The organism is Rhodanobacter hydrolyticus (assembly GCF_044904645.1).
In genome coordinates this window covers 520,964-535,393 of the sequence record NZ_JADIKK010000007.1, presented here as the reverse complement: position 1 = coordinate 535,393, position 14,430 = coordinate 520,964, and the positions used below count along the sequence as shown (strand labels likewise).

Here is a 14,430-nt window from a genome sequence, read left to right as displayed (position 1 = left end):
AGCTTCCGCATACAGTCATCCCGAGGTGTTTTGGGTAGCGTCTGATGCGCATGCAGCGCGTGTCGGCCGATCGACGGGGACGCACGCTTGCGCTGAGGCGAGCGCGGTGCCGACTATGCGAAGGTATATCGTGCGGAGGACGTGTAGGATCCTGCGGCCGAGATGAAGTCATCTCGAGTTAATGTGCAATGTCGTTCGATTGGGCGGCAATTACTTCAATTCGTTGCGCGCGTCATTGCTGCATATCCACCGCACTTGCGACTGCCGGGATGCGTAGCGCGCTTCGACCATCGAGCCGATGCGTCACAGACCATCGCTTCGATGTGCGCCCGCGAGCGCCTGGCGCTGCGACGAACCGGCTTGCAACGGCTTTGCGGCCCGAGCCCTAATCCAGGATCAATGGAGAATGCCCATTTGAAACATTGCCCAGCCCGCCACCGCACTGATCGTCAGGCAAACAATGAGCCAGAATCCGCGGGAATTTTTCCCCCAGAACGGCTTCTTCTCGTTGTTTTCCATAATGTTTTGCATCCGCAATGATTTGGCTGGACAGGCTGCTTAGGGTGCTTGCATGATGCCAGTATCGTGCCAAACCGCAGCATATGCGCGCCTGGACTTCACGCCATGTGATACGGAGCAGGAATTTGCCGTCGGGCATCGCGATCGGGTTCGAATACCGGTGAATTGCGGCGAGTGGCACCCGTCCTGGTTCGGCGCGCCGATCCTCGAATGGCACGGCAGGCTTCTCGGCACATCGTGGGCATCGAGCGCGCGGTGGCACTGCGAGTCATCTAGGGACAAAAATTTGTCAGCAACATGGATGCCCGGAATAGAGGGCTCGTCCCGCTCGGCTTGCGGTCAGCTGCATGCAAGTTCGGGGCAATTCGAAAATTCTGTTCTCGACGTCCTGGAGCCGACAGACGAGGTGGCCATGACGGTGACGCCGGGTGCACGATATTTTGTAATAGGGAATAGGTTGGGACCGATATAAAGGGATTTTTGGTTGACGGCGTAATTAGGTGTACGGCTTCTAAATGTGATTGGCGATTGTGATGCTTCTTTCACGTCCTGTATGGCATCACGGAATGTGGCGCTGTGATCTTTCACCCGCAGCGGCTGGTTTTCTACGCGGCAATTGATTTAAGTGATCGGATTCGGCTGGTTGCCATCGAAAGGCGGATTTCCGCCTTCCGAGGAGCTTCTGTGCGGGCGAAAAATACAAGTGCGGGATTATGAGCGCCGCCAGCTGACTGTTCAGTTATTCCCGGCAAATCGAATATTCGAGGACATGTTGATCATGAAAAAGACTTGTGCCTTTACCGTTCTTGGCTTCGCGTTGCTGGCCAGCGGTTGTGTATGGTCGCCAGGGCAAAATATGTCCGGGCAGGGCCTGGTTCGCGGCACGCCGACCGATAACAGCCAAATACAGCTGGTAACCATTACTCCGCAGCTATTGGCGGAGAATCAATCGCCGATGTTGACTGCATCGGTGCCGGAGGCGCTGCTGTCTTATCAACCGGGTCCTTATCGCATCGGGCCGGGAGACGCGCTTTACATCACCGTCTGGGATCACCCGGAACTGACTTCACCGGCGGGCACGCAACAGCAGACCGCGGCCAATGGTCGCCTGGTGCGCTCGGACGGCACCCTGTTTTATCCCTATGTGGGCTCCATCAAGGTCGCTGGCATGACCATCGAAGAGGTGCGCCAGGCCATCGAATCGAAGATAGGGAAGTATGTGGAGAAGCCGCAGGTGGACGTCAGTATCGTCGGCTACAACAGCCAGCATGTGACGTTCCAGGGCGCCTTCATGAAGACCGACCCACAGTCGATCACAGCGGTTCCGTTGACCTTGGGGCAGGCGCTCGGAACGGCAACCATCAATTCCGATCAGGCCAACATGTCGGGTCTGATACTCAACCGCGATGGGCAGAACTACCACCTGGATCTTGCCGCCTTGTACGACAGCCGGGGTCTGGCGAAAGACATTTACCTGAAGGCCGGAGATCGTCTGTTGCTTGCCTACAACGATTCCGAGGAGGTGTACGTGATGGGCGAAGTGATGCGCCCTCAGGCGGTCACCTTCAGGTCGCTTCCCTATATCACGCTGACCCAGGCACTGGGCCGTGTAGGGGGGCTCAATCCGGTCACGGCCAATGGCCGGGCAGTCTATGTCGTTCGCGGTGCGGACGATCTGAAGAACGCTCCGGCCAAGGTCTTCCAGCTTGATGCACGCTCGCCGGCGGCATTCGCCCTCGGAGACGGCTTCAAGTTGAAGCCGGGCGACGTCATATTCGTCGGCGCGGCCGGCATTACCCGCTGGAACCGCTTCCTGAGCCAGCTGCTGCCTTCGGCGACTCTGGTTACCAGCGCTGCCGCTGCGAATTACAGCGCGACCCATTAAGGCGATCCTGAATCTGCCGGGTCATCGTCGGGTTGGACTCGAACCTTGGTCATCACCGCCGTTCGCGTGTTGATGGCCAAGGTTCGAGGGCGCAGTCGAGGCCACGGGCGAGGCGCATACGGAATCCGATGCTCCAATCGCATCGAAATGCGTGTCGCACCACCTTTCCTGAAGAGGCATGGATGGGTCACTTATACGGCGTGGCCTGATCGCATCTTGGCTCTGGCGAATTTTTTTTAGCTTTTGCGGAGCCGTCTGGAGATTAAGGAATTCATGGCAATTCGTGCATCTGGGTCGCTAAATCACGGAAGAGCTGGATCTCCCGAAACACCATTTGAACAAGCGGTTCATGCGGCGCTTATATAAACCGGTCTTGTCTGAATAAGACATTCACGCTGTACAAGATTTGTCATCTTAAAGATGCTAGGTTCGAAGGCCTGGCGTGAGTGCCATTTCCTTTTTCATAGCAGTTGCTGTCGTGTCATTTATTTTTACTGGATTGATCCAGGCATGCATGAAATATCGGCCAGTCGTATTCGCGGTTCGTAGATAGCAGGCCGTCAAGGCCTTTGCCGCTCGCCGGCTGGACCATCCACAACATGAACTCGCTCGGACCTTGGGGGACCGCTCGAGATGGGTAGGAGGCGAAGGTCTCATGCTGGAACTGCGATTGGTTCTCGATGGTTTGGTAGCCGCATCCACATCTGCGGTAGCCATTGCTGTTATGCGTCCGTTTGCCATAGTGCTTGGCTTGGTCGATCACCCGGATCACCGCAAGCAGCATCTTGGCGAAATACCGCTGGTGGGCGGTCTGGCGATTTTCATCGGGATGGTCGCAGGAGCCGCCTGCTACGGTGCCTTCCACGGGTTCGAGGGAGTCTTGCTCGGAACCGCCGCAGTGCTTGCCCTGCTTGGCGCGCTGGATGATCGCTTTGGCCTCAGCGTTCGCGATCGTCTGCTGACGCAGACCATCGTGATACTGACGGTGATCTCCAGCACTGGCGTGTACATCCACACGCTGGGGCATCTTTTCGGCCACGACGTGGTGCTTGGCTGGCTTGGCGTACCGATGACCGTAGTCGCCGTCATCGGCCTGGTGAATGCGTTCAATATGATGGACGGCATCGACGGTCTTGCCGGCAGTCTGACCCTGGTCAGCATTGCCGCCGTCGTCCTGTTTGCTTCTCCTACTTCCTTGCGTGGGATCATCATGTTGCTGGCCCTGCTGGCTGCGGCAACGCTGCCCTATCTGGCCGTCAACCTCGGTCTCCTGGGCGGAAAGGTTTTCCTGGGCGACGCGGGCAGCACACTGGTCGGCTACCTGCTGGCCTGGGCGCTCATCCGCTTGAGCCAGCTGCCACAGACGCATTTGTCGCCGATCGACGTGTTGTGGTGCGTGGCGCTGCCGGTGTTCGACACGCTTGCGGTGATGTGCCGGCGCATGCGCGAGGGCCGCTCGCCGTTCAAGCCGGATCGTGGCCATATCCACCATATCCTGCTGGGGGCGGGCCTGGGGCCGCGCGCCACCTTGGCCACGCTCGTCATGCTTGCGGCGGGCCTGGCGTCGATCGGTGCGATCGTCAGCAGCGTGGATCATTCGGCGGGCGCGAATCTCATGGCGTTTTGCCTGATTCTCGGCGTCTACATGGCGACAGTCATGCGCATGTGGCTGCGCCAGGAGGCGCGTCGGCAAGGCGCATTTGCCCCGCGTCCGGGACCGGGGGCGAAGATCCATTCGCTGGAGGCGGAGCGGCACTCCGCGGCCTCCGGCCTAGCTGCGCGAGGCAGGGACCACCGGGTGGAGAACGGAGGTAGCGAAACAGAGGCATTCCGCCGCGCGGTAGAGCGCGCCGACCGGCGTTGATCTTGCGCGGTCAATCGGGCCTCGAAATCTGCTGCGCTGGGTGGATGAGGCGACGCACTATGCGGCGGCTATCGGACGGCCGCGCTCACTTGAGTCCGACCAATTGGATCGATGCCCCGTCCGCGATCGTGGTTACGCCGCTTTCGATGTCGTTGGCGTACTCGATGGAATGCTTCACCACCAGATTGCCGCGGGTGATGCGCATCTGCCTGCTCGTGCTGAGGAATGACATCACGGCGGCACCGGGTGCTGAGCCCCTGCTGCGCCTGACCTTGTTTCCGGAGATGATCACCGCTTCGATGTCCCGGCTGTTGTCCGGGGTATTGTCTTCGGCGAAGTTGATGCAAGAGCCGTAGATGTCGATGAATACGTTTCCTGCGCATACCACCCGGTTGGCGCCAAGCACGCCGATCGCTCCCATCTGCGGGCGTATGCCGATGAACGTGTTGCCCGTGATCACCGTGTTGATGGCGTTTTCGCTGGTCCGATAAGCGAAGGATCCCAGCCTGACCGCATCGCCGCCCGGTCCGGATCCCGCTGGCGAGCGCTGAAAGGTGCATCCGCTGACCTGGGTGCCGCTCAGGCCGTTGACCGCGATGTCGACGCGGATCGAATTGAGGAAGTGGCAGTTGAGCACGGAGAGGTTGTCGGCGACATCCGCGATAGTCTTGGCTTTCGTCGCGGTATCGATGCCCCAATAGCAATTCTTGAACTGGCAATCGGACACGACCCAGTCGTGGATGTTGTCTCCGGCCTGACGGCCGTTGAAAAACGTGATGCCTGCCGTGTTCACGGTGTCGATATCGATGAACCTGCATTGCGCGATGGTCACGTGCCGATACACGCTCCACGGGTGATCCGGCTCGAAATCGATGCCGCCCACCGAGTGAGAGAGTTTCGCGTTGCCGATGTTCTGGAACAGGCAGTTCTCCACCGTCAGCTGATCGCAATCGATGATGGAGAGGCCGTTGCGGTTGTCCTTCACCGCGCCGTCGAACACGCAGTCGCGCACGGTGATGCGCTGGTTGTGGCGTTCGGTGCTGCGGAGCGTGCCCGAGCCGACATACATGCCGTCGCCGCGAAAGCCATAGAAGCTCACCCGCTCGACGGTCAGGTCCGAGGTGGCGTTGACGGCGAGCAGATAGAAGTACTGCTGGTAGCCGAACTCCGCCACGCGTCCGTTGAGTTTGAGATCGTGCAGACGGATGTTTCGCATGTTGTCCGCGACATTGGCGCTGCCGCCATCGCGGACATAGGTGGCGAGCATGAATTCGCAGGCCAGCGAACTGTCGTACGCCCGCAGCTCGCTGGTCTGTCCATCGCCGTACAGCTCGATGTCCGACTTGAGGTTGAGTTGCTTTACGGGATAGACCCCGGCGGGTACGAAGACCTTGCTGCCGCCCTTGTCGATGGCCGCCTGGATGCCGCTGGTGCAATCGTACGAGCTGCTGCCCGCGCGGAGGGCGGCGTGTTCCGTCGCGGGCAGGAAGTCCAGGACATTCGTCACTTGCGGCGAGGATGGCATGGCAGAGTCTCCGATCGTGTATGGCCGGGGGAAGGCAGGTGTGGTCCCGGCCAAACTCGGCAGTCGATTCCTTGGCGGGGATGCGGTTCTCCGAACGGCGCATGTGCTGTGTCGCGGCGGGATGCGTACGGCACGAAGGTGGATTTCTATGGGGACGACTCGGCCGGCGCCGCCAGCGGATCGCACAATTCGGCATAGACTTCCAAGGTGTGCTCGATGACGATGTGTTCATCGAACTGCGTCCGCGCCTTGAGGCGGGCCGCCTCGCCCAGCCGCTGCGCGAGCCCGGGGATTTCCAGCACTCGCCGGATGGCATGCGCCAGCGCTTCGCTGTTGCCCTTGGGGACCAGCAAACCGTCGACATCGTCGGTCACCACTTCGCGGCAGCCCGGTACGTCCGTGGTGATCAAGGGGAGTCCACAGGCGGCGGCTTCGACCAGCGTCCTGGGCAATCCCTCCCGATAGCTCGGCAGCACCACGACATCGACCGAAGCGAGCAGGCCGGCCATGTCATCGACGTGACCGAGCCAGGTGACGAGCCCCTCTGCCACCCAGCCTCGTATCGTTGCTTCCGGAACCGTGGCAGGGTTGCCGGGATCCGGCGTGCCGGCGAGCAGGGCATGGAGGGAACAGCCTTGGAGGCGTAGCTGCCGGATGGCGTTGACGAATTCGTCGAGACCCTTGTCCCAGAGCAGCCTGCATGCCAGCAGTACACGCGGGCGTTCGTCGTCCGCGCTTCGCGTACGTGTTGCCAGGGCGAACTGCGCGCAATTCACCCCCGAGCCGCGAATCAGGCGGATGTGTTGTGGATCGACCAGGCCGGCCTGCTGGAACAACGCGACGTCGTCCGCGTTTTGCAGTATGAGCCGCGCGCCGCGACCACCAAGCGCGAGGCGCAGCAAGCCACGCACCACCGGGCGCAGCAATCGCGCCTTCATCTGCGAGCTGGTGAACACATAGCCCATGCCTGCCACCGCATTCACCCGGGCCGGGACACCGGCAAGCCGCGCCGCCAATGAGCCATATACGGCGCACTTGATGGTGAATCCGTGCACCAGCACCGGCTGCTCGCGCCGCAACAGACGGACAAGATGCCATAGCAGCGCCGCTTCGCGCAGCGGATTGAGGCTGCGCCGCGCCATCGGCAAGGGCTCCCACCGCAGGCCCAGGGCGCGGAGCTTCGCTCCATAAGGCCCCGGCGGGGAAATCAGCAGGACGTCGTATCCCTGCCGTCGCAGCGACATCGCCAGCGAGCGGCGGAAGTTGTAGAGGTACCAGTCCGTATTGGCGAACAGGACAGCTTTCACGGGTGTGTCTCCTGCTGGACGGCGGGCGCACCGGGCAGTCCGCGAACGGGAGGGCGGGGCGCGCGGTTTGTGCGCGGCGACGTCATGGCGATGTCCCCCGGTTTTCATCCAGCCATGCCTGGAACATGAGCACCGGCCATAGATGGTGCTGCCAGTTGTGGCGGCCGCTCAGGTGTTCGTTCCATTTCTGCCGGATCGGTGCCGGATGGAAATAACCTTCCTGGCGCAGTCGATTCTCGTCGAGCAGTGCTTCCGCCCAGTCGCGCAGCGGGCCGCGCAGCCAGCTGTCGAGCGGGATGCCGAAACCCATCTTGGGCCGTTCGACCAGCTCCCTGGGCACGTGTCGGTACAGCACCTGGCGCAGCAGCCATTTGCCTTCGCCGTCGCGTATCTTCTGGTGCAAGGGGACGCGCCATGCCAGTTCGACCACGCGGTGGTCGAGCATGGGCACACGAGTCTCCAGGCTATTGGCCATCGCAGCCCGATCGACCTTCACCAGGATGTCGTCGGGGAGGTAGCTCTGCGCATCCATCGCCATCATCCATTGCGCCAGGATTTTGGTGTCCGGCCATGCATCGGGATCGGTCAGCAGGGTTGTCGGTTCGTGCGCGCCGATCACGATGCCGCCCGGGTTCTTCCACTGGCTGGCGAGGTGGAGGAAAAAAGCGTGGCCGCTCGACAGCGGAAGCACGCCGGCCAGCTTCTGCGCCTTGTCGCCCGGTGTGGCCACGTGCCAACGCTTCGGCAGCAACGGCTTGATGCGCTCGAACCACCGGTTCCATGCATCCGGCGATACGGAGCGCAGGATCCCGGCGCCGGCGGTCCGCGCGAACGGCGGCAGGCGCCGCATCCGTTCCCAGGTCGTGCGGGCTCCGAGATAACGGTTGTAGCCGCCGAAGAGCTCGTCGCCGCCGTCGCCGCTCAGGGCCACCGTCACTTCGCGGCGGGTCAGCTGGCTGACCAGGAAGGTGGGAATCTGCGAGCTGTCGCTGAAGGGTTCGCAGAAGATCGAGGGGAGCTTCGGGATGACAGCCAGGGCATCGTCGGGGCGCACGTAGAGCTCGGTGTGCTCGGTACCCAGGTGCTTGGCCACCGCCTTGGCGTGTGCGGCCTCGTCGTAGCCGGCCTCGCCGAACCCCATGGTGAAGGTCCTGATGGGGCGGCTGCTGCGCGCCTGCATCAGGGCCACGACGGTGCTGCTGTCGATGCCGCCGCTGAGAAACGCGCCCAGCGGCACGTCGGCCAGCATCTGCGCGCTGATGCTGGCGCCGAGTTGTTCCTCTAGCGCATCGATCGCTTCGGCGTCCGAGCCCGGGAGCGGATTGCCGAGGCCTGCGCGAACGGCATCGTTGTAGCGCCAATACGCCTCGGGTGCCGCATCTCGGGGCGTATCGGCGGCGATGCGCAGCAGATGCCCGGGACGAAGCTTGAAGACGCCCCGGTGGATGGAATACGGCGCAGGGATGCAATCGTGGCGCAGCAGCAAGGCCAGTGCGTCGCGGTCGACATCCGCCCGGAAGGCCGCATGCGCCTTCAGGGCCTTGAGCTCCGAACCGAACAGCAAGGTATGGCCTTGCCATGCGTAGTACAGCGGCTTCTCGCCCATGCGGTCGCGTGCGAGCGTGAGGGCCCGCTGCTGGCGATCCCACAGCGCGAACGCAAACATCCCCACGCAGACGTGCAGGGTTCGCTCGACGCCCCAGGCGGCGAAGCATGCGAGCAGGGTCTCGGTATCCGAATGCCCCCGCCACGCCGGTGCCGCGCCTTCCGCAAGCAGCCGCTGGCGCAGGTCGAGATGGTTGTAGATTTCGCCGTTGAACACGACGACGTAGCGTCCGCAGGCCGAGAGCATGGGTTGATGGCCGGCAGGCGAGAGATCCTGGATGGACAGGCGTCGCTGGGCCAATGCGATTCCCGCCGATTCGTCGCACCAGTTGCCGCCGTCGTCGGGCCCGCGATGGATCAAGCGCGTCGACATCGACCGCACCTGTTCCAGCAGGGAGTCCCGCGTGCCGCCACCCGGCTGCCAGAAGCCGGCCACGCCGCACATCAGTGGCCTCCCGCGCTGTGCAGCACGTTCGCGAGCCGTGATGCCTGCACGGTCACGTTGTATTCGTTCTCGACGCGCGCGCGCCCTGCCAGGCCCATGCGCGTGCGCAGCCGCCGGCTGAGGATCAGCTGCTCGAGGTCATGACGCCATGCATCCGTCCCCGTCGCCAGAAAGCCGTTCTCGCCGTGCCGCACGATGTCGACGTTCGCGCCGACCGTTGAAGCGACCACCGGCAGGCCGCACGCCATGTACTGGATGATCTTGTAGCCGCACTTGCCACGCTCCCACGGGCCGTCGCGCAACGGCATGATGCCGATATCCATCCGGGCGATCATGTCGGCCTCGCTGTCCTCGGACCACGCCACCACCTCTGGCACCAGGCTGCCGAACTGGCCCGCGACCTCCGTTCGCGGTCCGACCAGGAGCAGGCGGGCGTTGTGTTTGGCGCAGACCTGCTCCAGCACGTCGCGGTTGTCCAGCAGGTATTCCTCGGTGGCCGGCGAGCCGACCCAGCCGATGACCGGCCGCCCTTCGTCGACGTGGTTCACCACGGTGTAGCGATGCTCGTCAACGACGGTGGGAATGACCTCGATCCGCGTGGCACCTGCCTGCGCGGCGCGTGCGGCGAGGTAGTGGTTGCCGGCGATCACGCAGGCGGATCCGCGCATGACCTGGTCGATCTTGCGGCCCAGCACGCGCCGGACCAGCGGACTGGACGACATGTCGTACTTGTGGAACAGCGCGTCGTCGTAGTCCACGACGTACGGCCTGGCGGAGCGCGCGAGCAGCGACTCGAGCCAGTGCGGCAGATAGGGGAAGAGCTCGCCCTCGACCCAGGCGAGATCGTGCGTGTCGCGACGCAGGGTCTGTCTGATCCGCCGGGCGTAGTATTGCCATGCGATGCGCCGCGCGGAGGAGGGGCGGTCGCCATACAGCCGCTCGAGATAGGCATCGGGGAACAGCGCATGCACCTCCACGTCGATGCCACGATCGCGCAGCAGGGGCAGATACTGCAGGCTGCGTAGCCGGGTACTTGGCCCCCGCCTCGAATACCTGGAAAACAGCAGCACCTTGAGGCGCCTCATTCGGGTGCCTTCCTGAGGCATTCCGGATACTCGATGAACAGTGCCACCAGCGGGACGACGTACATCCACTGGAAGGCGAAGGCCTCGATATAGGGGTTCGTGTTGGTCGCGAGCAGCGCACAGACCAGGCCGCAGAACATGAACTTGTGCCGTGTCGGAAGGCGACGGATGAGCGCCAGCCGGAGCGCCATGAGGATATAGAGCACAAACGGCAACGCGTAGATCACCGTGCCGAGTATTCCGACCCGGTAGAGCGTGGCCAGCCACACCAGTTCGTAGCGCCAGGGATGGATGGGGTCGCTGACGTACGGGACGCCGACGCCCTGGCCGGAGCCCAGACCGCCGTTGTCGAGAACGCCCGCGAACAGCGAATGCCCCATCTGCACCCGGGCCATGCCGCCGCCCGAGGCGAGCTTGTCCGTGACGACGTTCAACACTGTGCTCAGGTCGATTTTCGTGTAGGCCTGCAGCAGGGCAAGCGCGGCCACCGTTGCGACCACCATGGGCAGGCCATAGCGGATGATCCTGATGAGCGGCGAGCGATGCGGGCTTTCGGTCGTGCGCGATGCCAGCATCATGCCCAGCAACCAGCCCATCGGCACCGAGAGGATCAGCGCGGAGCGGCCGGAAGTGAGTGCGCAGATCAGCAGCGCCGCCAGCAGGGTCAACCGCAGCAATCGCCTCCTGATGAGTTCGGGCGAACTGAAGAAGCCACCGCACAGGAAGATCAGCGAGCCATACACATGCATGGTGGCGCCGGAAAATCCCTCGTTTTGATTGATGTTGGCGCCCTGGAAGAAGAAAGCCACGGCCGCAGCGCCACGGCTGAAGTAGAGGTAGAAGAACAAGGCCACGCTCACGGCGCAAAGCAGGCTCAGCAGGACGAACCAGCCGATCAGCTTTTCGGCTCCGAGCCGCCTCAGCAAGGCTTCGGCAATGACCGTCCACGCCAGGGGCGAAAGGATGTAGATCGCCGTCACCTGGGCAATGGCGAGCAGTGGCGCATCGTGCATGCCGCCCACGACGAGGTAGGCGATCGTCACGATCACGGTGCAGGCATACATCGCCAGCAGGTTCCTGAAGCCGTTGCCGATGCGCAGTCCCGGCAGCGCCAGCAGGAACGCAAGACCCATCACCACCGCGGTGGGAACCGGCAAGGAGTTCGGTATGACCACGGCAAGGAACAACAGCAGGAAAGCCGTGCCCAGGAACATGTGGCCCACGGTGATCCGGTATCTGCCAGCGCCGGATAGCGCCGCCGGTGGCAGGAACAGATCTGCCGACGATGTCGACGATGGATCGTGTGCATAGCTCATGAGTGCACCATGTCCGAGATCCAGCGATCGAGCATGCCGGCCTGCGACTGCTTGCTGTAGGGACTGATGTCGCGGTGCGTGTCGGCAGGGCGGGGCGACAACGCGGAGCGCAAGGCCTCGCCGGCCGATGCTCCCGCACTGGTCAGCACGCTGCAGCCTGCTCCCGTCTCGGCGAGGATGGCGGTAGCCGCGTTGCGCACGCCGGAAACGCAGACGATGTCCGCTCCGGCGGCGAGGTACTCGAACAGCTTGCCGGTGGCGCAGCTGGCACGGGAGCCGGTCAGCAGCAGCAGTTTGTCGCAGCGCTGCATGAGCTGGAGCGCCAGCGTACGTTCGACTGCCCCGGGCGCACTGACCGAAAATCTGGCCCGTTCCAGCGTCGCGCGCTCGGCCGCCGTCAGTTCGCCGACGAACATCACGTGATTGCCGGCCACCACCGCCGGGGACTCGTTGAGTGCGTCGACGAAGAAATCGAGGCTCTTCGAGGCCGATCCGTCGCTGGCGCCGATGCGCCCGAAATGCCCTATCAGTCGTGCGCCGGCCGGGACGTGCCGGGCAAGCATGGCGGCGACCCGCGTATCGTCATCGATGGGCTTGTCCGCGGCGACGAAGTCGGCCGGGTCGTAGCCGTTGGGCAGGATCGCCGCGGCCTTGCCTGGATAGCGCCGCTGGAAATCCGCGACGAGGGGAGGGCTTACCGAGGTGATCAGGTCGGCAGCGGCCACCACGCGCCCTTCGACCAGGCTGCGCACCCAGGTCCGCAGCGAGCCGGGCTTGCCCAGTGGTTCGAATACGAGCCCGTCGCGGAAGTCCTGCAGGCAGCCGATGCGATGTCTGCTGGCCAGGCTCGCGGCGGCGACCAGGGAGTCGATCGGCGAATACGTGCCAATGGCCACGCAGCGCTCGCCCGCATCGCGTTTTTCGACGCAGAGCCGATCGGCCGCCGCCAGTGCGTTGACCAGCCACGGCTGCCCGCGTTCGGCGCTCCCGGAAAGCAGGAACGGCAGCGGGCGCAGGAAGGCCGACGCCATGGTGAGCAGCGAGGCCGCGGTAGAAGACTCGCTGCCCACACAGTGTCCCGGCAACGGGAAGACGGTGATGTCGGCGGTCGACGTTGCCGTGGACGCGCTCGCGCTCACTCCCGCTGCGGGTTCGCGGGCGAATACGAAGATCCGGTATTTCGCCGGGTCCAGATACTTCAACAGACCCTTGAACCGTTGCGCGGCGATGTTGCCGGCCAGGTGATGCGCCGCAAAGACGAACACATTGATCTTCGCCATCATCGTGGCCTCGACTTGGCCGTGGTGGCCACGCTAGGCGCAGTGGCAAGGCCGCACGGCAACATTGCTGCAGGAAGCCGGCGTGACCCGTCGTGGCAGCGCGGCACGCAACGGTGCGCGGGCCTGGTCATGACAGAGCCTCGGGTTCTTCGCTCGGCTGCGGGTAGCTGCGCTTCGCCTTGAGCGCATCGAGCAACGAGCGGTACATGTAGTTCCATTCGTTGCGGAAGCACCAGACGACGACCGGAAGCAGCGCCACCCAGACCAGGCTGAAATGGACGGCGACGCGAGGGCCGTACACCAGCGTGGCGATGGAAAGGCCCACGCCGACGGTGACGAACGCATACAGCCGCGCTCGCGGGAAGGGCCGCCAGACGTAGGCCGAAGCTTCGGTCCGCGCCACGAAGAAAACCAGGAACGCGATGGCGTTGGCCACGACGGCGCCGGCAGCGCCATGGCCCGGCACCAGCCACACGCTGAGGGCGACATTGACGACCAGTCCGGCGGCGGTGGACCACAGCGACAGCATGGACCGGCGGGTGATCCCGATGCCCACGCAGGTCACCTCGGAGAGGGTGTAGAGCAGCGGCTCGCCGATGCAGCACAGCATCAGGTACTTCACCTGGGAGTAATGCGCTGGCAGCACGAAGTCGGTCAGCCACGACAAGGCGCCGCTCAGGACCCAGATGGTGCAGACCACCGCCAGTGCCTGCTGGGCGATGTGATCGACCCGTCGCATGTCCACGCCACGGGCCACCCATTTGTAGACCATCGGCGCCCACAGCACGGTGAAGATCGTCTGGAAGACCACGCCCACACCGGCAAAGCTCATGGATACCGAATAGATCGCCAGTTCCGGCAGGGTCGAGAGCGAACGCAGGGCCAGCGTGCTGGTGGCATCCAGCCCCCAGTAGGCCACACCGGCAAAGATCAGCGGCACGCCGTAGCCGACCAGGCCGCGGACCTGTGTGCGGGAAACCGGGGCCAGCAAGGCCGGACTCCACTCGCGCCAGGTATTCGCGCTGTAGGCGAGCAGGACGGACAGCAAGGAAGCCAGATAGGCCGCCTCCAGGGCGCCGAACGACTTCGAGAAGGCCGGCAGCGCCAGCATGCCCACCGCCAGCAGCAGGACCACCTTGGGCAATACCTGGCTCAGGGAGAACGCCATCCCGCGATCCTGCATGCGCAGGATGAGCGACAGAAACCGGGATATGAAACTCACGATCACGCAGGCCACGAGCGTCCAGTAATACGCGGCATGCCCAAGGCCGAACAGCCAGTCGGTTAGGCGCGCGTCGAACGGCAGCGTGACCAGCATCGCCAGCAGCAACAGCACGAATCCCGGAGCGAAGCAGGCTTTCAGCAAAGCCCCGCGATCGCTCCATTCGTGGTATTCCCGCACATAGGCGCGATCGAGCCCGAGGTTGAACAGCAGGACGCCGAACGACACCGCGATCTGCACGATGTTCAATCGCCCCACGTCGGCGGGAGGAAAGACCCAGGCAATCGCCGGCACCGTCACCAGGCCAAGCCCGGCGGTGGCGATGGGGCCGATGGCAAATGCCAGTACGGTTCGTATGTTCACCCGTCGACCTGTGT

11 protein-coding genes are annotated in these 14,430 nt (G+C 63.6%); 2 read left to right on the top strand and 9 right to left on the bottom strand.

Features of this window, described 5'->3' with window-relative positions; genetic code table 11:
- Positions 1–385 precede the first annotated feature (385 nt).
- Positions 386–736 (bottom strand): hypothetical protein, encoded by a 351-nt coding sequence (locus ISP25_RS02435; protein WP_404612056.1) that lies wholly within the window; start codon positions 734–736, stop codon positions 386–388.
- Between the two features lie 639 nt (positions 737–1,375).
- Between ISP25_RS02435 and ISP25_RS02430 the strand changes: the two genes are divergently transcribed.
- Positions 1,376–2,404 (top strand): polysaccharide biosynthesis/export family protein, encoded by a 1,029-nt coding sequence (locus tag ISP25_RS02430; RefSeq protein ID WP_404612092.1) that lies wholly within the window; start codon positions 1,376–1,378, stop codon positions 2,402–2,404.
- Between the two features lie 481 nt (positions 2,405–2,885).
- Here ISP25_RS02430 and ISP25_RS02425 read toward each other — a convergent pair whose 3' ends face one another.
- Positions 2,886–3,269: a hypothetical protein gene (locus ISP25_RS02425; RefSeq protein ID WP_404612054.1), complete on the bottom strand. Its 384-nt coding sequence runs from the start codon at positions 3,267–3,269 to the stop codon at positions 2,886–2,888.
- Between the two features lie 15 nt (positions 3,270–3,284).
- Here ISP25_RS02425 and ISP25_RS02420 point away from each other — a divergent pair, with 15 nt between their 5' ends.
- On the top strand, positions 3,285–4,268 hold the full coding sequence (locus ISP25_RS02420) for an undecaprenyl/decaprenyl-phosphate alpha-N-acetylglucosaminyl 1-phosphate transferase (protein WP_404612052.1): 984 nt from the start codon (positions 3,285–3,287) through the stop codon (positions 4,266–4,268).
- An 85-nt stretch (positions 4,269–4,353) separates the two neighbouring features.
- Here ISP25_RS02420 and ISP25_RS02415 read toward each other — a convergent pair whose 3' ends face one another.
- The 7 genes from ISP25_RS02415 to ISP25_RS02385 all read right to left on the bottom strand — a co-directional run bounded on the left by ISP25_RS02415 (position 4,354) and on the right by ISP25_RS02385 (position 14,416).
- The gene (locus ISP25_RS02415; protein WP_404612050.1) at positions 4,354–5,793 is read right to left on the bottom strand and encodes a glycosyl hydrolase family 28-related protein; all 1,440 of its coding nucleotides are present in this window, start codon (positions 5,791–5,793) and stop codon (positions 4,354–4,356) included.
- 146 nt (positions 5,794–5,939) lie between these two features.
- Positions 5,940–7,100, bottom strand: coding sequence for a glycosyltransferase family 4 protein (locus ISP25_RS02410; protein ID WP_404612048.1), 1,161 nt, complete (start codon positions 7,098–7,100; stop codon positions 5,940–5,942).
- Positions 7,101–7,182: 82 nt separating this feature from the next.
- Complete coding sequence (gene asnB, locus ISP25_RS02405) at positions 7,183–9,150, bottom strand: asparagine synthase (glutamine-hydrolyzing) (protein WP_404612046.1); 1,968 nt, start codon at positions 9,148–9,150, stop codon at positions 7,183–7,185.
- Positions 9,150–10,235 (bottom strand): glycosyltransferase family 4 protein, encoded by a 1,086-nt coding sequence (locus ISP25_RS02400; protein WP_404612044.1) that lies wholly within the window; start codon positions 10,233–10,235, stop codon positions 9,150–9,152. Before ISP25_RS02400 ends, asnB begins: the two co-directional genes overlap by 1 nt.
- Complete coding sequence (locus tag ISP25_RS02395) at positions 10,232–11,551, bottom strand: hypothetical protein (protein ID WP_192157148.1); 1,320 nt, start codon at positions 11,549–11,551, stop codon at positions 10,232–10,234. Before ISP25_RS02395 ends, ISP25_RS02400 begins: the two co-directional genes overlap by 4 nt.
- A complete protein-coding gene (locus tag ISP25_RS02390) occupies positions 11,548–12,834 on the bottom strand; it encodes a glycosyltransferase family protein (protein ID WP_404612042.1) in 1,287 nt (428 codons plus the stop codon). The genes ISP25_RS02395 and ISP25_RS02390 overlap by 4 nt, the downstream gene beginning before the upstream one ends.
- Before the next feature lie 124 nt (positions 12,835–12,958).
- On the bottom strand, positions 12,959–14,416 hold the full coding sequence (locus ISP25_RS02385) for a lipopolysaccharide biosynthesis protein (RefSeq protein WP_404612040.1): 1,458 nt from the start codon (positions 14,414–14,416) through the stop codon (positions 12,959–12,961).
- Positions 14,417–14,430 lie beyond the last annotated feature (14 nt).